We start from the raw sequence: 19,468 nt of genomic DNA, 5'->3' as shown, positions 1-19,468 counted from the left end.
AGCGTGGAGGGACCCGAAGGCAGCGGCAGCGGCCCTCAGGGGACAAGACCGTGAGAAACACGTCCCGGCCTCAAGCGGCAGGACGAACCGCCACCGCCTCTCCCGCGGCGGCGACCGCGGGGCCAACTCCGCCTTCTACCGCATCGCCTCGTTCGCATGTCCAGCGACTCCCGCACCCGCGAATACGCCGCCCGGCAGACCGGCCGCCGGACGCACAAAGGAAAAAGATCATCCGCCCGACCCCGCCCACACCCGATGGCCGGGCAGCCTTCCGCCCCACGGATCGTTCACAGGAGTCATCCAGACCCGAGAGCGGGCCGGGCCGCAGGCCAGCTACCTCAAGATCACCTTCACGAAGGTCCTCGGCGACGGCTCCACCACTCCACCCGACGGCCTCACCATCGCCGGCATCGGCCTCACTCTCTGGCAAGAAGGCCGCGACCGGGTCACCCGCCGCAGCTGACGGACACCGAGCTGCCGACACTCGCGGTCATGCACGCCGTCTCGGGCTCGCCAGCGCGCCGCCGACGGCCTCCCCGGCCGGCCGCCGCAGCCAGCCCCTCTTGAGGGTGAAACAGCAGGTCAAGCACCACTCCGGCCTGCCCGGGACGGAGCTTCTGCAACCACCTTTAGGTCTGGGCCAGTTCGCGCACCGTGGCCATGTCACTGAAGGGGAGCAGCTCCTCGCCGACGATCTGGTGCACTTCGCTGCCCTTGCCGGCGATCAGGACCGTGTCGTCGGGGCCCGCCGCGGACAGGGCGAAGGCGATCGCCTGGCGGCGGTCGGCATAGCGCCGGAAGGGGGTGCCGGTCACCGTGAGGCCGGCGGAGACCTGGTCCAGGATGGCCTCGGGGTCCTCGTTGCGGGGGTTGTCCGAAGTCAGGACACAGAGGTCGGAACGGGTCCCGGCGATCTGGCCCATCTCGGCCCGTTTGGTGGTGTCGCGGTCCCCGCCGCAGCCGAAGACCGTGATCACCCGGCCGCGGGCGAAGCCCCGGATGGTGGTCAGGACCTTGTCCAGGGAGTCCGGCGAGTGGGCGTAGTCCACGATCACCGACGTGCCCATCGGGGTCCGGAAGCGTTCCAGACGGCCCGGGACCGGCGGCATCCGGTCGAGCGCGTCGACCAGGGGGCCCAGCTCGTGCCCCAGCACGTGGCAAGCCGCCACGGTGGCCAGCGCGTTGGCCACCGAAAACCGGCCGGGGATGGGGATCGAGGCCGGGTAGGCGCGTCCGTCGTGGTGGAGGGTGAACCGCGTACCCGAGGCACTCACCACGAGGTCGGTGGCCCGGTAGTCAGCCGGGCGGTCCAGGGCGTACGTGGTCACCGCACCCGGCATCATCGACACGATGGACGCGCCCACCGGGTCGTCGGCGTTGACCACCGCACGCCGACACAGGCCCTGGAAGAGCCGCAGCTTGGCGTCCCGGTAGTCCGCCATCGTCCCGTGGTCGTCCAGATGGTCCTGCGTCAGGTTGGTGAAGACCCCGACGTCGATGAACGTACGGTCCACCCGGTGCGTCAGCAGCGCCATCGAGGTGGCCTCCAGCACCACGCCGGCGGCCCCGCGGTCGCGCATGTGCCCCAGCAGGTACTGCAGGTCGGGAGATTCCGGCGTGCTCAGCACCGATGGCGGCATGGGGATCGGCTCGTCGCCGATCCTGCTTCCGGCGGTTCCGATCACCCCGACCCTGGAGCCCTCGGCGATCCGCAGGACGGACTCGACCATGTACGAGACCGAGGTCTTCCCGTTGGTGCCGGTGATCGCCACCATGTCCATCTGCCGCCCGGGCTCGCCGAAGTAACGGGAGCTCACCACCCCGGCGGCCGTCCGCGTGTCGGGTACCCGGACGGCGCAGGTGCCCGGGGGCCACGCCGCGGCCGGCAGGTCGGGTTCACCGCCGTCGACGAGTACGGCGGCGGCACCCCGGGCCAGGGCGGGCAAGACGGAGCCGGGGCCGCCCTCCCGGTGTCCAGGTACGGCGATGAAGAGCGAGCCCGGCGTCACCCGGTCGGCGTCGAAGGTGGTTCCCGCGGTGATCAGCGTCGTGTCCGGATCACCATGGAGAACGTGGTGCTCCTGCCCGGCCAGCAATGCGCTCAGCTTCACAATGATCCCTTCGAGGGGGCTCGGGCCCGGGCGTGCGGCCGTCGCCAGATGGCAGCGCCGGCGGCATGCCGGGAAGCTGCTGTGGTGATGTGGAGCGGAGGAGGCGGAGGCGCGAAGCGCTAGCCGTGGCCGTGCAAGGCGGTACGGCGGGTCTCGGGCACCGCGGCGAAGGCCGTGCCGGCCGGGTCGACGACGGTCGGAACCCCGGCGGCCGGGCGCATCCCGGAGGAGGCCTCCTGCAGGCCTTGCCTCGAGGAACGTGTGCGACCCATGGGCCGAGTGTACGGCCCACCGAGCGGCCCGGGGATCGTCGCTGCCGGCGCCTGAAGGCCACCGGTCCGTCTACGCCCGCGACGAGCGGTCCCCGTACGTGGATGCATGGCGGGAGGCGACGGCCCAGGTCCAGGCGGCGCTCGTCCTGGCGGGCACGGACGGTCCACGGCGCCGTCCGACAGGTTCTCGCCCCGCCCCCGGAAAATACCTGGTCACTCCGGTCACAGTCCGTCGAACAGGCGTACAGTCAAGGCACCGGGAGTACTTCGCGCACCTGCTTTCACGCGGGTGTCATTTCTGGCGATCACTAAAATCAGGCTGCCGACGGGCAGTCCAGGGGCAGGCCCGCATCGTGATCACCACCCTTGACCGGACCGCGCCCCGCGACCTCGAAGCCGAGCTCCCACCGCTCACCGCTGCCCTGAAGGAGCCCTGAGGCCGCAACGCGCACGTCACCGTGTACCCCACCAGCCGACCCGTCGTTCTGCAGACGGTTGCCGCCATCGGGCGCTGCCTCCGTGACGCCCTGCGCCGGAAAGCCGATGGAACGAAGCGCCCTGCCCCTGCCCCTGCCCCTGCCCCTGCCCGGAAACGGCTGGAGGTGAGCTCCGTGGAGACCTTCGTCCTCATCACGGTGATCGTCCTCGCGACCGCGCTCGGAATGCGCCTGATCCACCTGCTCAACGCCCAGCACGACGCACGGATCGCGGCCCACCACGAAGGGAACACGCCCACGTGAAGTACATCGAGACCCAGACACTGCCGTCGCTCGGGCATGCAGAGGTGCGGATCATCGCGCACACGCCCGAAGCCGCCCGAGCTGTCGCGGAGGCGCTTCGCGACTGCTTTGCCGGCGCGGAACAGCGCAGCTACCCCGGCCTCAACGGCGACACCCGCCTCCACCTCACCGTGGACACGGCAACACCCGCCGGCCCCGGCCGCACCTGGCTGGCTGCCAGCCGGACCCCCGTCGGCACCGGCGCCCACTCCGACGAGACCTGAGGGCCCCGGCCCGACCTACCGCGATCAGGTGCTCCGGGTCCTGTACGAAGCCGTCGAAGGCAACCGCCTCCTCGGCATCACCGGAGCACAGCTACGGCGCGACCTCACGTGTCGGCCGGCGGGCGAAGGGCCGATCACCGTCGACTGGGAGCAGGGCAACACCCCCGCGATCGTCACCCTCGCCCACGAGGGAATCCGGCGCATGCAAGCCGTGCCCCGGTGGACAGCCGTCCTTCAGGTGCTTCGCCAGGACCACACGCCCGTCGCCGCTCGTACGGATCGTCACCTGGAAGTCGGTGCCGCACCAGGCCGCTTCTGGGCGGGTGACCGGACCCACCTAAAGGCCATCGCGTGGAAGTACGGCTTCTGGCCCTGACCGTCACCGCGCGCCAGGCCGGCGCCGCACCGGCCTTCGAGGCCGTCATGGCCGGCATCCGCGTCCCACGAGGCGGGCCCGACAGGCCGCGAACCCGGCCGTTGGCCGTGCTCGCGGACCGGGCCCGTTCTTCCCATGCCATCCGGTCCCACCTGCAGCGACGTGGGATCCGCGCGGTCATTCCGCAGCCGTCCGACCAGGTTGGCCCCCGCCTAACGGCGAGGCCGCCGAACAGACCCCGGCAGAACAAGTTCACCTGGGGCTCGGCGCTGCCCACATGCCTTCGGGGCCTCCGGTCCGGCTCAGTGGGCTCTCTAGGGGCGGGCGGGACAGTGTCCGGAACCTGTTCGCCATGTCCTTTGGAGGCTGGCCCATGTCCGCGCCCGTGCCCGCACCGCACGTGGAGGCACAGCCCGCGCCCCACCCGCCCTCAGGGGCCTGCCGGGGCACGGCATAGGGACCCCTCTCTGACGCCGTCGCGAGCCCCCGTTTCTGACGAAAGGTCATGCGAGCGATGATTATTGCGGCAATCGCAGATAGTGCCCCGGGAACCGGAAACAACACGACGATCCGCCGGATTGCAGCACATTTGTCCAGTGCGGGCCATGAAGTGCGGCTGGTGGAAGCCAGTGCCCTCCCGGAGGTCCTTGCCCACGGGGTAGGGGAGCGGAGCTTCGATGCGGCGATCGTGACCCACGCTGTGGCCGCGGGTGAGCTCCGGCACAGCCTGAAGGTCCCGTACGTCGTGGTGTTCGGCGGCACCGATCTCAACGAGTTCTCCCTGGATCCCGCCCATCTCGAGGTCATGACCGACGCGGTGACCGGTGCGGACGCATTGGTGGCGTTCAACGACGACTTCGTGCTGCGCTGCGTGGCCCTGTGGCCGGACACCATCGGGAAGCTGTACTCGATTCCCCAGGCGGTGGATACCGACCCGTCCGACTTCTCGCTGAAGAACCGGCTCGGCTTGCCGGACGATTCGAAGGTCTTTCTCCTGCCGGCGGGGCTTCGTCCGGTGAAGGACCCCCTCTTCCTGACCGGATGTGTGGACGAGTGGCATCGCGAAGACCCCCGCGTGTGTCTGGTCATAGCAGGCGTCTCCTACGACGGGTTCGAAGAGGTCTTGCGTCGTCGATGTCTCAGGCACAGCGGCGTTCACTACGCCGGTGCCCTCAACCGCCGGGACCTGCACGCGGCGATGCGGGAGGCCGCCGCCGTGCTGAACACCTCGATCAGCGAATGCAGCCCCAACGCGGTACTGGAGGCCATGCATCTGGGCACCCCGGTCATTGCCCGGGACATACCGGGCAACACCTGCCTGGTGGCCGACGGCATCACCGGCTTGCTGTTCCACAGTCCGGACGAGTTCAGAAAGCAAGCGCAGAGGCTGCTGGATGACCGTTCGCTCGCGGCCACCTTGGCGGGCAACGCCCGCCGGATGATCGACAGCAGGCACGGCCTCCCCGCGGAGGCCGCCGCGTACACGCAGCTCCTTCAGCACGTGGCGAGGAGGAGCGTCAATGCGTGAGACAGCGACTGTCCGTCTCCCCGGTTCCGAACTGTTCGTGGAGGCGTTCGGTGAGGAGGGAGATCCTCTGGTCCTCCTGGTCTCCGGCACGGGTGCGTGCATGCTCGCGTGGGACGAGGAGTTCTGTATCCGGCTGGCGGCCGGGCGACGGCGCGTACTGCGCTACGACGCACGGGACACCGGGCGTTCGACCACCTGCCCGCCGGGCTCACCGGACTACGACCTGCATGATCTGGCCTCGGACGCGATCGGCATTCTGGACGCTTTCGGTGTCGGGGAGGCTCATCTGGTCGGCATGTCTCAAGGCGGAGCCGTCAGCCAGCTGGTGGCGCTCGCCCATCCCGGCCGTGTGTCATCGCTGACGCTCATCTCCAGCACTCCGGGCGACGCGGATCCCGAACGCCCGACCTTGCCGCCCACACCGCTTGAGACCCAGGTCGAGTTGCACAACGCGCCCTGGCCGGAGTGGTCGGACCAAGACTCGGTCGCGGACTACATCGTGTTCCTGGACCGGCTGCACGCCGGATCGGGGCGGGACTTCGACGAGCACTTCTCCCGGGACCGGGCGCACAGGGTGATCGGGCGGGCAGGGAACATCGAGTCCAGCCTGACCAATCACTACTACGTGGGGCCTGTCACTCCTTGGCGGACGCGTTTGCCCGAGATCCGGGTACCCACGCTGGTCATCCATGGCGCGCACGACCGGCTCCTCCCGCTGGAACACGGCCTGGCCCTCGCCCGGGAGATTCGGGGCGCGGAGATGCTGACCCTGCCCTTGGGCGGTCATGGTCTAGACCCCAGAGACTGGGCTCCGGTGATCAGCGAGATCCTCGGCCACACCCGTCCCCCTGAAGGAGGCTTCCTCCCACATGCTGCTGCTGTCCGCTGAACCCGACATCCGTTTGTCCTGCGACGCGCTGCTGTTCGACATGGACGGAGTGCTGGTCGATTCCCTGCCCACGATCGAGCGCCATCTGCGCGACTGGTCGTTGGAGCATGGGCTGGATCCCGCGAAAGTGCTTGCACTATCGGGCGGCCGTACCACCCTGGAATTGATAGAACTGGTGGCGCCCGGCTTGGACGCGTCCGCGGAGGAGGCCCGGCTGCTGGTCCGTGAGGTCGAGGACACCGCAGGCATCTCGGCGTCCCCGGGGGCGAGCAGCATCCTGGCAGACGCCGGGCCCTGGGCGGTGGTGACCTCCGGACGGCGCGCGGTGGCCAGAGCCCGCCTCACAGCCGCGGGCCTGCCGATACCCGACGTACTGGTAACCGCCGATGACGTGACGACCGGAAAGCCCGACCCGCAGGGATACCTTCAGGCGGCCCGCCGCCTGGGCGTGGCGGCCGGCCGGTGCGTGGTACTGGAGGACGCGGCGGCGGGGCTCGACGCCGGTGCGGCGGCCGGGATGACCACCATCGAGATTCGTCCCCTGCCGACCGTTCGGCCCCGCCTGGGCGACCACCTCGTTACCGGCCTGGACGCCCTACGAGTCGTGCGGTGACCGACTTCGCGCGATTGCGCCTGATCTACCTGCTCACCGGTGTGGTCAACGCCCAGTGGGGGGCGTGCCTGCCCGCCCTGGACGCCCGCCTGAACTTGGGTGAGGGCAGGCTGGGCGTCATGCTGCTGGCCATGGGGCTCTCCGCGATGGCGGGCATGACCGCAGCCGGGCGCCTGGCCGCACGACCGCTGCTCGCGTGGACCGCTCCCGCCACCGCACTGGCCCTCGCCGGCCCGGCCGTCGCAGACGGCTACTGGGCGCTGACGGTCGCGGCCGGGGTCCTCGGGCTGCTCCTGGGCGGCCTCAATGTCGTGTTGACGCTCCACGCTGCTGCTGCCGAGCATGCCCACCAGCAGCCGCTCATGTCCCGGCTGCACGCCCTGTGGACCGTCGGCGCAGTGGGCGGCGGCCTCGCCGTCGCTGCCGCCCTGCAGGCCGGTGTCGGGGTGGAGGCGCTGCTGGCCTTCAGCGGACTGACTTCGGCCGTTGTCATGGGCGTTCTCACCTGGCGGGCCAGGCCGCCCGTCCCGCGTCCCGCCGAGTCGGGCACCACCGCTCGCCGCAGTCCCCTGCTCGTGATGGCCATGGGGCTGCTGGGCGCGGCCGCATTTCTCACCGAAGGAGCCGCTACCGACTGGGCCGGTGTCCATGCCCGTCGGGTTCTCGACATCACGCCGGCTGTGGCGTCCCTGACCTATACGGCCTTCCTCACGGCTATGACCGTGGTTCGCCTTGCAGGGGACCTCCTCCACTCCCGCCTGGGTCCGGGCGCGACGCTCCGGACCGCCGGGCTCGCCACCGCGACGGGACTGCTGCTCGTGGTCTCCTCGTCCACCACCGGCCCGCTCGGCGCCTATGCAGGATGGGCACTGGCCGGTGCCGGGATGGCGCTTGTCTGGCCCGTCCTGGCCAGCACCGCGGGCCACGGGACGCCCCGCCAGCTCGCAACGATCACCACACTCAGCTACAGCGGCAGCCTGGTCGGCCCGGCCGCCATCGGCTACATCGCAACCTCCGCATCCCTGCCCACCGCTCTCGCACTTCCCGCGGCGCTCGCCGCGCTCCTCGCACTGACCGGCCCATATGTCCTGGCCGCATGGACCAGCACGACAGCCGCCGCGGGACGACAGCGAAAACTGCTCGAACAACGTTGAGAGTTTCGCTTCGGGGTCTCTCCCGAGTGGGGTCTCGGTGAGCTGGAGGTGCTCTACCGGGTTCGCGGACCGGTTGCGATCGACACCGGCGGGGCCTCGCCACCGCGGCGGCTGCGCAGTTGCGCCTGCGTGCCGACTGAGCCACGCGGTCAGGCGGCTTGCCCGGGCACGGGCGGCATCACGTCGAGCGCACAACCGGGAGGATTTCAGAACGACTTGTACACGGGGTAAGCGGTCTCAGCCGCTCTGTGACCGGACGAAGCATCGGCCAACTGCTGGGGTGCCGGGCAGAGGGAAGTCGTTGTCCGTCCGGATCGGAGAAGGTTCAAAGATTGACGCAACAACCACTCCGGGGCATCCCGCTGTTCGGCTGAGCGGCACCCAGATCCGGTGCCCATACTGAAATGAGGGGAGGAAATCCGACATCTGAGCGCGGAAGAGTGCCGCCGAGGAGGCGAGCCGAGATGACAGTGGAGCAGTTGTCACAGGTCGACACGGGTTTCCTGGAGCAGGTGGAGGATGCCAGTCGGCGCTACGCAACCCGTACCGCCGAGCGTGACGGCCACATGGAGGCGCTCGAGCAGCACGGCATCCTCTATGCCGACAGCCAGGAACGGGTCAACCGCAGGCTGAACCGCCTGGGCGTCGACTGGGCCATGGCCACGGCGATCGAGCGGACACCGGAGACCGCCACGACCGGTACCAGCCTGGATCTGGACCGCGAGCTGGTCACCACCGACCTGCTGGTGCTCGAACGGTTCATGGGCCGCAACGACCTCATCGGAATCGACTACCTCGAAGGCGGTTTCCTCGCCGCCCGCTCGGTCGGCCGCATTACCGTCCGGAGCCCCGGGTCGTCCCACCACGGAACCGGTTTCCTGGTGTCCCCCTCACTGCTGATGACGAACAACCACGTGCTGGGCTCCGCCGAGGAGGCAGCCGCCGGAGTCGTCGAGTTCAACGTCCAGGCGGGCTTGGACGGGCTGCCGCTCCTGCCGGTCGTCTTCCAGCTCGATCCGCAGAGCTTCTTCGTCACCCACCGCCACCTCGATTTCACCGTGGTTGCGGTCTCCGAACGCTCCAGAGACGGTCAGCCGCTGGCGTCCTTCGGGAGGCTGCCGCTCAAGGAAGCTCAGGGCAAGGCCGTCATCGGGGAACGCGTCAACATCATCCAGCACCCCAACGGCGAGCCCAAGCAGCTCGCCCTCCGGGACAACCAGATCGTGGACGTGCTGGACGACTTCGTGCACTACGCAGCCGACACGGCGCGCGGCTCCTCGGGTGCTCCGGTGTTCAACGACCAGTGGGAGGTCGTGGCACTGCACCACGCAGGTGCTCCCCGCAAGGACCGGGACGGCAACGTGCTGGCCGTCGACGGAACCCGCTGGCATCCGAGCATGGGGGAACACCGGGTGGACTGGAAGGCCAATGAGGGCGTGCGGGTCAGCCGCATCCTCGGCATGATCCAGCAGTTCCCTCTGTCCGGCGCTGCCACGGCGCTCCGCGCGGAGCTGTTTGCGGCCGGCTCGTCCCTGCACCCCGTGGAAGCCTCGCCGCCGACGGTCCTGACCGACCGGACGGGTGGCCCCGCGCCCCAGAACACAGCGATGGACCGGAACGGTGAGCAGCCCGCCACGACAGGAACCGTCCGCTGGAGCGTCCCCCTTCACATCAGCGTCAGCCTGGGCGCCGACGCCGCGCCGCCCCTGGCCGAATCACCTGCTGCGGGACCGGCGCGCCGTGCGACCGCCCCCTCGTACGGCAGGTCGCTGGCCGGGATCGGAAGTATCGACGGCCAGTCGCCCGCCGAGCGGGACCTGGCAGCCGCCATGGTCAACCTCGCGGCCTTCAGGGACCGCCCCTACTACGAGGAGGCCGCGGACCTGACGGCACGCGACGCCTACTACGCGGGCATTCGCGCCGGCGACGCCACTGGCCTGCGCCTCGCGCTCACCCAGCGTCTCGAGTCCACGCACGAGCGCCGACCGGCGTACAAGCCGATGCGTCTGCTCTACCCGTGGGTGGACCTGCACCCCGACGAGAAGCTCCACGGCATCTACTCCGACGAAGGCTTCACCCCACAGGAGCTCATGGCGGCCGACGCGGCGGTGGAGGCCGCCCGGATCGGACGCTGGCAGGAGTTCATGCTCCACGAGAGCGCGCCCGGCCGGGAGGCCATCGAAGCCGAGCTCGACCTCCTGGAAGCGTCACTGCCCTTCAACTGCGAACACGTCGTGCCCCAGTCCTGGTTCTCCAAGAAGGAGCCGATGCGCGGGGATCTACACCATCTCTTCGCCTGCGAGTCGACGTGCAACAGCTTCCGCGGAAACATCCCCTACTTCGACTTCCCGGACTTCGACGAGGCCATACGGCACTCCTGCGGGCGCCGGGAGCCGGGCAAGTTCGAACCCTCGGAGGGCAAGGGACCGGTCGCCAGGGCGACGCTCTACTTCTTGCTCCGTTATCCCGGCGTGATCGGCGACGAGGCGCGCGAACTCCAGCGGGGCGGCCTCGAGCTGCTGCTGGACTGGCACAAGGACCATCCGGTGGGCATCTACGAGCAGCACCGCAACGCGGCAATAGCCGAGATGCAGGGCAACCGCAATCCGCTGATAGACCACCCGGAGTGGGCCGAGCAGATCGACTTCGCGGGCGCCTGGCCCTGACCTCAGCTGCCTGGCCCTGACCTGATGATCGCCGGTCCCGTCCATACCCCGCGCCGGCGCGGGGGATGGACGGGACCGTTGCTGATCCGTTGCTAGTCCTGGGATCCGGGCGGGGGCATGGCCACGCCGCCCCGGCAGCCGTCGTAGGACGCGTTGGCACTCACGGCGTCGAAGCCCATGGCGAACCGTGCGAAGGCCTCCCAGGCACCGGTGCGGACGGCCGCGTACTCGTCGCTGGTCAGCGCCCCGCCCTCCATCGCCCTCAGGGCGCGCAGGATCGCGTCGCGGGCGGTGAGGAACGACGGGTTGCGCGGGGTGAGCTTCATGCCGTCGACAACGGCCTGCCAGGTCACCCGGTACCCCCGTTCCTTGCTGCCGAGCGCGGTAGAGGTCTTGCGGATCAGTTCCATGAGCGTGGCGCACCAGATCTCGCCGACGTTGTGGACCTCCCGATAGCTCAGGTCGGGGTGGCCCGGGACCTGGCCCCTGCGCAGGCCGATGTGCGCGAACGTGCCGGGGTACTGGCTGTCGTAGGGCCGGTTCCGGATGCCGCGAGGGTCGTCCACCACCCAGTTGCCGAGGACCGTACGCTCCTGGGCGCGCGAGAAGTTGATGATGCTGAGCGCGAAGAAGTCTCCCCAGCCCTCACCCATCGACCCCGACTGCTGTTCCCGCAGGCCGTTCGCGTCGGCCAGGCCGCCGACGAGGCGGTTGCTCACCCCGTGGCAGAACTCGTGGTAGACGACGTCCGCGTCGAGCGCTGTGTGCCGGTTCGTCCCCTCGACCAGGCCCATGTTCATCTCGGCGGCCAGGCCGTCGGCCCGGGTGGCCATGGTCGCCGTGCCCTCTATCTCGCCCGGACGCGCGAAGGCGTTGACCGGGTCCGCGCCCTTGCCGCGGCCCGTGACGTTCACCTTCTGGAAGTTGCCGAACTCCTCCGTGAAGCCGAGCATCATGAAGAAGTCGTGCATGTAGTTGCAGAAGTAGAAGATGCTGGTGACCAGATGCTCGGGACTGTTCTCCAGCGGGTCGAAGACCGTGTCGCCGCCCAGACCGATCGGGACCTCGAACGGCAGATCGTTCCCGCCGAAGGCGCGCACGTTGTTCCCCTCGGTCGCCATCCTCCCGTTGGTCGGGTTGGTCCAGGCGTCCGGGAAGCCCGCGGGCAGGTCGGCGGGCACCAGCGTCGGATAGTCGGTCAGCGGTGGCGGAAAGGTGACCTCGGCGAGGGCTCCCTCGTTCGGGTTGTGTTTGAAGACGGTGCCGGCGACCACGTGGTTGGTCGCGTCGTAGAAGTAGAGGATTTCGGGAGCCTCGGCGTCGACATCCGGCCCGGCGGCTTCGACGAAGGCGTGGTACTGGACGACCAGGTTCTTCCGCGAGAAGGTGAAGAACCAGGCGAGCCGGGCATCCCTGCCCATGTAGAGGTACACGAGCCGGGCCGGGACGGCTTCCTCGAACGGGCCGTTGGAGAAGGTCAGCGGCTGGTTGTTCCCGGGTTGGGCCGACAGGCACCGGAAGCCTTGGGATATGTCGAGGGCCGGGAGTTCGTCCCTCCCGAAGGGCCCTTCCAGAACGACCGGCTCAGCGGCCTTCGCCGCCGCCACGGCCAGGGCCGTCTCCGGGGAGACCACGGGCGTCACCGGGAGGTCGGCCGAGACGCTCGCCGTGTCGCCGACGACCCGCTCGACCGTGCCGTCCTCCAGCAGCCACACCTTCGGCGACATGCCCCACACCTCGATGCCGTTGAGCATCTGCTGAAGGCTCACGACGCGTATGCCCCCACTGGTCGTCGTCACCGAAGGGTCGGCCTGGAACTCGGCCGGCTCGTCGGCCGCGAAACCGATCGCCTCGGAGACGGAATCGACGTATTCCTTGGCCTGGTTGATGTAGAAGCTGTCGGGTGTGTCCTCCGGTGCGGCCGACCGCCGGCTTTCGAAGGCCGGGGCGCCGTCGGCCCTCAGCTCACCCAAGTGCCCTGTGAACCGGTTCACCTTGTTGGGATCGGCGATGAGGGAGTGGCTGACCTCTTCCGCCACCCGTTCGGTGTCGGCAAGGAATTCGTCGGACCCGGCGACCTCTTCGAAACGGTCGTAGGTCATGTCCCGCTTGTCAATCAACGTGGTCATGCTCACCACCTGCTTCCTACCATTGAGTTCTCAAAGGCCTGCAAGCGTGAGAGCGGCCACCGTGACGCCCCGTGCGATGTCCGTCGCGTACTCCGTGTCGTGGTCCTGGTCGTCGAGGGTGTCGCCCGGCTTGTGGTACTGCCGCGTACCGGTCGCGGGCCCGCTCCCGTCGAAGAAGTTCTCGCACACGGCGACGGCCGCCCAGCCGCGCTCGTGGAAGCTCGCATGGTCGCTCCGGCCCGCGGCGGGGTCGTCGGCTCCGCTGAGCCGGTCGAGCGCGAGGCCGGACGACACCGCCGAGGTGGCGCGTTCCAGGCTGTCGCCGAGTACATCCGAAGCGTCCCCGGCCGGCCCCGGCACCGCCGAGCCCGCGTGGATCTCCATCGTGCGCACGCCGTTCTGGCGGCCCGCGATCATGTCCATCTGGAGGACGCCTGCGATGGTGTCCCCGGCCGAGGCGGCCGCGCGCGCGTACACCTTGCTGCCGACGAGCCCCTGTTCCTCTGCGTTGAACAGGACGAAGCGCACCGTGCGTGTGGGGGTCCGACCGGCTGCGACGATCGCGGCCAGGCATTCGGCCGATGCCAGGACCGCCGCGACACCGCTCCCGTCGTCGTCGGCACCCGGCGCCGGATCGACCGCGGGATCGTAGCGGCGCGGCAGGCCGTCGGCGTCGAGGAACTCGCCCTGTTCAGCGGTCGAATCCAGATGGGCCGTGATCAGGACGGTCCCGTCCGACCCCTCGACGCGGTGCTCGGCCTCGACGTTCGCGATCCGGTGGCCACGCCAGGTGAAGCTGCCCAGCCGGACCGTCAGGCCGAGCTCGCGCAGCCGTCGGGCCAGCGCGTCGACCACGAGCGGATTGTCCCCGCTCGCCGCGTCGCGGCTGCGCACCTTCAGCGGGGCCCCCTCGACGAGCGGTTCGGCGCCCGAGACACGGGAGACGTACGAGCGGATCACCGTCGAGGTGACGGCCGCGCGCACCGCCTCGACGGTCTGCGCGGACGGCATCGCGGGGGCGAACCCGGCGACGAACTCCGCGGCCTGCGCCTCACCCGGCCGGGACAGCAGGGCGGGGTCGGGCAGCAGCCGTTCGGTGTGCCCGGGCTGGGCACCGGGGACGTGGACCCCTTCGACCGGGGCGTCGGCGACCGCCGCGAGGTAGACACCGCCGGAAGCCGGACCGAGCGACACGACGGCCGCTCCCAAGGGGGCGAGCTCGCCCGCCACGAAGGTGAACGCGGCAGAGGCACGCATGCCCGCCACCACCGCGGCCCGGTCCTCGCCGGGAGCCGCCGCGAACGCCGCCGGCGCGGCCACCGGGCGGTCGTCCCGCAGCAGAAAGGCCACCGTCTCATCCACCGGACCTCGAACATCGGTGGTGAACCCGGCCTGTTCCAGCGAGCTCACGCCGCGCCCGCTCGCCATGGCGAGAACGAGCCGGTCGGAGGCGACGTGCACGGGGACGACCTCGGAGGTGTTCGCGACCGAGTCGAGCTCGGCCAGGCCCCGGCCGTCCGGCAGACCGACCCGCGTCCAGAAGACGGTGCGGCCCTCGACCGCTGCCCTCGCGAAGACCGGATGGGCCGCCGTGCGCAGGCCCGCCGTGCGCGCCACGGCCCGCTCCTCGGGGTCCTCACCCACGAAGACGCAGTCGTCCGCCGCCTCGCCGGCACTCTCCACCGCGTCGTCGAAGATCCCGCGGCTGGACTTCGCCCCCCAGTGCCTGAGCCCGGCATCGGGGAACCGGCCCTCGAAGGCCGCGTCGAGCGCTGCCTCCGCACGGGCCCGCGCGCCCTCGCCGACGCCGGGGTTGGAAATGATGCCCTTGCGCACCGACCCAAAGGAATCCAGTACTTCGATGACGCGCGGACGGGGGCGGAAGCTCCACGAGCCGTCGTCCTCGAAGGTCACATCGGCGAGCGTTGCCCCGATGTCGAAGAACAGAACGGACATCTCGGATCCTTCCGAGAGATCATCGGCCTGACCGGCACCCCGAGCCCCCGGCCGGATCGCCCCCGACCGTGTCGCGCCCGCGCGTTGGCGTCAGGCTCCCTCGACCGCACTCGTCGCTCAGGCTTCCGGTACCTCCCATTCTCCCGGGTCGGCGGGAGACCGCATCCGGACCACGCCTGCGCCGCCGATCTATCGATGCGCGCCGAGCGGGTCCTGTGCTTTCCTGCGCACGGCGCGCATCGATACGAATGACGCTCACCTGACTACTCTGCGTGCATGCCGAATGCTCCGACGCAGTTGAAGCTGCGAGAGATTCCGGGCTGGGCGGTGGGGCTGTGTGTGTTCGGGCTCGCCGCCGGTCTCTGCATGATCATCTGGTACGCGGCGGATCCGCCGTTCCTGGACAAGCCCCCGGGGAACAGAGAACTGCTCCTGCAGTTCGCGGCGACGGCCGAAAGGGCCCGTGCCATCGTGAACGGCGTCGAGGGCGGGGACGGGGCCGCGCTGTTCCAGGACGGACTCGTGCTCGACTGGCGCATGTTCATCCCCGGGTACTCGGCTGCTCTGGCCGGGGCCTTCGGGCTCGGGCACCTTTTGCTCTACCGGGAGTCCACGCGGCTGTGGGCCCGACGCGCCCTCATCCTCACGCCCGTGACGGCGCTGGCGGACTGCGTGGAGGGCATCTTCCTCTGGAGGGCTCTGAACCGGCTCGGCACCGACCCGGTACCGGACCTGAAGTGGGCAACCTATTTCGCCCAGGTGAAATGGGCGCTCGCCGTCCCGCTGGTGGCAGCGGCCCTCCTGATCGTCGTCACCCTCTATTGCCGCCGCGTGCTGGACCCCTCCTTCGTACAGAGTGCGCGGGAAGACCGTCCCCGTCCCGTCGTGGCCCACGCCCATAGGCTCGTCGGCGGGACGGAAAGCCAGTCGAGTGACCCGGACGTGATCCTCCCGCCCGCCGCGCCCCACGACTGGGAGCCCCGGCCCGAGTGGACCGCCCCCGACGTGGCGCAACCACGCGGGACCGAGGCGCAGGACCCCGAGGACGACGCGGCGACCCGTTGGCGCACCCGCGCGTACCAGCCGCCGGGTCGGCACCCCTCGGAGCTCGGCTTCTGCGTCTCCGGCGGCGGCATCCGGTCGGCCTCGATCGCCCTCGGCGCACTGCAGGCACTGCGCGAGCAACTGCTCAAGGCGACGTATCTGGTATCGGTGTCCGGTGGCGGGTACACCGCCGGGGCCTTCCAACTGGCGCTGACCGATGCCCGGCGCCGGGCGCCGGACGGGAGCCCTTCGGTGCGGCCCGGTCTCGCGACGCCCGCGGATGTGTTCGCACCGGGCAGCCCGGAGGAGGACCACATCCGCCGGCACGCTAAGTACCTGGCGGACGCACCCAAGGAGAAGCTGTACGCCGCGGGGGCGCTGCTGCGGGGGATGGCCGTTTCCTTCGGCATGCTGGCGCTGGTCTTCGCCGTGGCGGGCCAGTTCCTTCACCAGTTCTACTCGCACGTTCCGCTGACCGAACTCCGCCCCTTCACGGCGGAAGGAAAGACGTTCGAGTCGTCCCTCGAGTTGTACCCGGCCGTCTGGCACCCCGTCCTCGCCCTTCTGGGCCTGGCCGGCCTGATGTCCATCGGGTACGCCTTCGCTCGGGCGGGCAGCGACAAGTCCCGCCCCGCATGGCTGCGCAGCACGGTGAACACGGTCACGGGCCTGGCCGTGGCGGTCGCCGCGTACTCCATCGTCCTTCCTTCGGTGATCTGGTTCTTCGCCTCGCTGGCCCACAACGTCGGCAAGTGGGGAAGTTTTGACGGCAGTGGGACGGGGGTGGCCTTGCTCGGCGCGATCACCGCGGCGGCGACCGCGGCGGGTACCTGGTTCACTTCGGTCCACAAGACGGTGAAGAAGCTGAGGCCGGACGGTGAGCAGGCGGGTCCGCGCGCCAAGGGTGACACGTCCCTCGTCATGCAGGTCGGCGGCAGCTGGGTGAAAGCCGTGGTGTGCTGGCTGGTGCTGCTCCTGGTCGCCTTCTTCGGCCTCGCCCTCATGTCATGGGCCGCCGTTTACGCGGGCAGCTGGCACGCGGCGTGGAAGTGGGGCGTGCCGATCGCCCTGGTCGTGCTGGCGTTTGTGATCGATCAGACCACCTTCAGCCTGCACCCCTTCTACCGGCAGCGGTTGGCCGGCGCCTTCGCCGTGCGCCGCGCCGTGCTGAAGGACGGCTCTGTCGGGGCCCTGCCGTTCGACTACAACAACGAGCCGACCCCGCTGGCTCCGTACGCAGAGCGGGTGGAGGGCTTTCCCCAGGTCATCTTCGCCGCCTCGGCAGCTGTCTCGCTGCGCAACCGCACCGCGCCCGGCCGCCCTGCCGTGCCCTTCACCTTCGCCTCCGACTACTGCGGCGGACCCGACACGGGCTGGGTCCGCACCGGCACTCTGCAGAAGACCGCCCCGGCGCTGATCGGGCGCGACCTGACCGTACAGTCCGCCGTCGCCGTGTCCGGAGCGGCCTTCGCCTCTGCGATGGGTTCCCAGACCATGTTCATGGAGCGGCTGCTCGCACTGTCCAACGTGCGGCTGGGCACCTGGCTGCCGAACCCCCTGTACCTCGCCGAACTGGCCACGTACGGGCCCAACCGGATCATGCCGCGGCTGCCGCGGGTCCGGCGGCTCCGGTACCAACTCCAGGAACTGGTGGGCCGGTACTCGGACACCACTCCCCTGCTGCTGTGCACCGACGGCGGACACTTCGACAATCTGGGCCTGGTCGAGATGCTCCGGCTGCGCTGCCGGACCATCTATGTCATCGACGCCTCGGGGGACACGCCGCCGCTGGCCACCACTCTCGCGCAGGCGATGACGCTCGCCTACGAGGACCTCGGAGTGACGATCACCTTCGACGAGGAGGAGCAGAATCTGCTGGACCTGGTACCCGGCAGCGCGAAACCGCTCCCGCCCGAGGCTCCGATGGCTTCGCTGAACGCCCGGTTCTCCGCCACCTGCGTGGTGCGCGGCACGATCGAGTACCCGGAGCCGGTCACGTTCTCGTCCGGCACACCGGCCGACACCAAGGGGACGATCATCTACGTGAAGGCCAGCCTGACCCCCGACATGCCGTACGAGCTGCTCAGTTACGCCCTTCGGGAGAAGGCCTTCCCCCGTCAGGCCACCTTCGACCAGTGGTTCGACCACACCCAGTTCGACGCCTACCGGGCGCTCGGACACCACCTCGGCGCCAGGGCCTCGGAGGTGCGCTGAAGAGACACGCCCCCTGCTGACGCTCCGTACACGCAGTCGACGGTACACTACACAGGGTGACGAACAATGCCGGCGGTAATCCGTCCCGCTCAGACGCTCCCAGTCACATCTACTACTTCGACGTGGGGGCCGGGGACTGGCAGGGGGAGTTCACCTTCCGGGTCACCTCGTGGCAACGCCTCCGGAAGACCCGCGGCATCGGGCTGCGGAACCGGGCGCTCGTCGTCGCGATGGCCCTCACCCAGCGGCTGACCGGCGCGTCCCGGCTGGAGTCGACGATCGTGGCGACCCCGTCCGCGGGCGCCTTCGGCGTGGCCGACAACGTGGTCAGGGTCTCCAAGTTCGGCGTCACCCTGTACCTGTTGAAGGAGCGCTACCTGCTCGCCCCTGACGGCAGGGGCGTCACGGTGGAGGCGAACGAGCAGTTCAGCCCTGTGCCGGGCATCCTGACGCGGAAGTTCACCTACCCCGCGGAGATCCAGCCCTCAGGCATGGCGTCCACCTACCACATGCCGCTGCTGGGCAGCCCCTGGACTGCGACGTACCAGGTGGGAGCCGACCGGCAGAGCCTGGACGGGGAACTCGTGTGCGACTGGGCGAAGGCGACGGAGAACGCCCGCCGGGTCTCATGACTGGGGACGCCGCTGCCGCAGCTGCCGCTGCCGGAGAGAAGGTCGCCGAGGTCGTCGGGGAGCTCGCCGCCCGCGTCGAGCAGTACGACGCCCTGCGGGACCCCCGCGCGGTGTTCGCCTACACCTACTTCCGGCTCACCTCCGACCTCGCCACGAGCCTGCGTACGAACAGCCTGTCGTTCAGGGCGCCGGAGTGGGTCGCCGACCTGTCCGTCTCCCTCGCCGCCGCCTATTTCACGGCGATGGACGCGATCGACACCTGGCTGGGCCCCGTCTCCGACCCCCGCCCCGGCGGCGAAGTCCTCTCCGTCGATCTTCCGGAGACCATTCCGAAACCTTGGCGGGACGTCTACGCCGCCTCGACCGTGCGGCACTCCTACGTCCTGGAGGAGGTGCTCTTCTCGATGATGGCGCACATGTCCTACGACCTGCCGCTGGCGCTGCGGGCCCTGGCCGCGCAGGGGGACGTCCACCACCGCATCGCCGACTTCCACCGCATGAACGACCTGCTGGCCTCCTCCATCGACGTGGTCCAGGACGAGATCGCCGCCCGCTACTGCCGTCGCCTCCAGTCACTGGACCGCTTGTTCATCCGCGACGACGAGCTCTTCACCAGCTACGGGATCCGGGTCGCTCGGGGCCTGGCCTGGTTCAATTGCGACAGGCTCCTGGATCCGGGTGCGAGCGCCAAGGCGATGGGCTCCATCAGCAGATCCACGGCCGCGTTCATCGCCGAGTTCCGCTCCCCGGACGATTGGAAGCGCCGCCAGGCCTTCAGGGTCCTGCGGGCACTGGTCCCCTCCCGCCGGCAGTGGCCGCCGCCGGGCACTCCGGCGTCATTCGGAACGTAGGACTGTCAGGCGGATTTACCCCTGGGCGGG

At 69.8% G+C, this 19,468-nt stretch carries 15 protein-coding genes and 2 pseudogenes; 13 read left to right on the top strand and 4 right to left on the bottom strand.

All coding sequences use genetic code 11. The features are described 5' to 3' along the window. Positions 1-61 precede the first annotated feature (61 nt). Positions 62-201 (top strand): annotated as a pseudogene (locus tag ACIPUC_RS14145) (transposase); the annotation flags it as partial. 428 nt (positions 202-629) lie between these two features. On the opposite strand, the gene ACIPUC_RS14140 reads toward ACIPUC_RS14145, so the two are convergent. After that, entirely contained in the window at positions 630-2,111 is a 1,482-nt protein-coding gene (locus ACIPUC_RS14140; protein WP_446589497.1) for a UDP-N-acetylmuramoyl-L-alanyl-D-glutamate--2,6-diaminopimelate ligase, read from the bottom strand. A gap of 119 nt (positions 2,112-2,230) precedes the next feature. Beyond that, on the bottom strand, positions 2,231-2,383 hold the full coding sequence (locus tag ACIPUC_RS14135) for a hypothetical protein (protein ID WP_446589496.1): 153 nt from the start codon (positions 2,381-2,383) through the stop codon (positions 2,231-2,233). Positions 2,384-2,994: 611 nt separating this feature from the next. On the opposite strand from ACIPUC_RS14135, the gene ACIPUC_RS14130 reads away from it, so the two are divergent. The 9 genes and pseudogenes from ACIPUC_RS14130 to ACIPUC_RS14090 all read left to right on the top strand — a co-directional run bounded on the left by ACIPUC_RS14130 (position 2,995) and on the right by ACIPUC_RS14090 (position 10,612). After that, positions 2,995-3,123: a hypothetical protein gene (locus ACIPUC_RS14130; protein ID WP_446589495.1), complete on the top strand. Its 129-nt coding sequence runs from the start codon at positions 2,995-2,997 to the stop codon at positions 3,121-3,123. After that, the gene (locus ACIPUC_RS14125; RefSeq protein ID WP_446589494.1) at positions 3,120-3,386 is read left to right on the top strand and encodes a hypothetical protein; all 267 of its coding nucleotides are present in this window, start codon (positions 3,120-3,122) and stop codon (positions 3,384-3,386) included. Before ACIPUC_RS14130 ends, ACIPUC_RS14125 begins: the two co-directional genes overlap by 4 nt. A 28-nt stretch (positions 3,387-3,414) precedes the next feature. Beyond that, on the top strand, positions 3,415-3,762 hold the full coding sequence (locus tag ACIPUC_RS14120; RefSeq protein WP_446589493.1) for a hypothetical protein: 348 nt from the start codon (positions 3,415-3,417) through the stop codon (positions 3,760-3,762). Then, positions 3,747-3,995: pseudogene (locus ACIPUC_RS14115) on the top strand (IS5/IS1182 family transposase); the annotation flags it as partial. The gene ACIPUC_RS14120 and the pseudogene ACIPUC_RS14115, both read left to right, overlap by 16 nt. Positions 3,996-4,267: 272 nt before the next feature. Then, positions 4,268-5,290, top strand: coding sequence for a glycosyltransferase (locus ACIPUC_RS14110; RefSeq protein ID WP_446589492.1), 1,023 nt, complete (start codon positions 4,268-4,270; stop codon positions 5,288-5,290). Continuing rightward, positions 5,283-6,179: an alpha/beta fold hydrolase gene (locus tag ACIPUC_RS14105; RefSeq protein ID WP_446589491.1), complete on the top strand. Its 897-nt coding sequence runs from the start codon at positions 5,283-5,285 to the stop codon at positions 6,177-6,179. The genes ACIPUC_RS14110 and ACIPUC_RS14105 overlap by 8 nt, the downstream gene beginning before the upstream one ends. Further along, positions 6,160-6,792 carry an HAD-IA family hydrolase gene (locus tag ACIPUC_RS14100; RefSeq protein ID WP_446589490.1) on the top strand — a complete coding sequence of 211 codons (633 nt, stop codon included), beginning with the start codon at positions 6,160-6,162 and terminating at the stop codon, positions 6,790-6,792. Before ACIPUC_RS14105 ends, ACIPUC_RS14100 begins: the two co-directional genes overlap by 20 nt. Beyond that, a complete protein-coding gene (locus ACIPUC_RS14095) occupies positions 6,789-7,946 on the top strand; it encodes an MFS transporter (protein WP_446589488.1) in 1,158 nt (385 codons plus the stop codon). Before ACIPUC_RS14100 ends, ACIPUC_RS14095 begins: the two co-directional genes overlap by 4 nt. 464 nt (positions 7,947-8,410) lie before the next feature. Continuing rightward, positions 8,411-10,612, top strand: a complete 2,202-nt coding sequence (locus ACIPUC_RS14090; protein WP_446589487.1) for an endonuclease — start codon at positions 8,411-8,413, stop codon at positions 10,610-10,612. Between the two features lie 92 nt (positions 10,613-10,704). Here ACIPUC_RS14090 and ACIPUC_RS14085 read toward each other — a convergent pair whose 3' ends face one another. Together ACIPUC_RS14085 and ACIPUC_RS14080 are read right to left on the bottom strand one after the other, a co-directional pair. Then, a complete protein-coding gene (locus ACIPUC_RS14085) occupies positions 10,705-12,741 on the bottom strand; it encodes a M36 family metallopeptidase (RefSeq protein ID WP_446589486.1) in 2,037 nt (678 codons plus the stop codon). A 30-nt stretch (positions 12,742-12,771) separates the two neighbouring features. After that, a complete protein-coding gene (locus ACIPUC_RS14080) occupies positions 12,772-14,697 on the bottom strand; it encodes a M28 family peptidase (protein ID WP_446589485.1) in 1,926 nt (641 codons plus the stop codon). Between the two features lie 276 nt (positions 14,698-14,973). Between ACIPUC_RS14080 and ACIPUC_RS14075 the strand changes: the two genes are divergently transcribed. The 3 genes from ACIPUC_RS14075 to ACIPUC_RS14065 are packed head-to-tail and all read left to right on the top strand — an operon-like array spanning position 14,974 to position 19,438. After that, the gene (locus ACIPUC_RS14075; protein WP_446589484.1) at positions 14,974-17,955 is read left to right on the top strand and encodes a hypothetical protein; all 2,982 of its coding nucleotides are present in this window, start codon (positions 14,974-14,976) and stop codon (positions 17,953-17,955) included. A 56-nt stretch (positions 17,956-18,011) separates the two neighbouring features. Next, positions 18,012-18,587 (top strand): hypothetical protein, encoded by a 576-nt coding sequence (locus ACIPUC_RS14070; protein WP_446589483.1) that lies wholly within the window; start codon positions 18,012-18,014, stop codon positions 18,585-18,587. Then, positions 18,584-19,438 (top strand): DUF5995 family protein, encoded by an 855-nt coding sequence (locus tag ACIPUC_RS14065; protein WP_446589482.1) that lies wholly within the window; start codon positions 18,584-18,586, stop codon positions 19,436-19,438. Before ACIPUC_RS14070 ends, ACIPUC_RS14065 begins: the two co-directional genes overlap by 4 nt. The last annotated feature ends 30 nt before the right edge of the window (positions 19,439-19,468 follow it).

The sequence above is a fragment of the Streptomyces sp. LARHCF249 genome (assembly GCF_052871255.1).
Note: the sequence above shows the minus strand (reverse complement) of the source record. Positions and strands in the feature narration are given on the sequence as shown.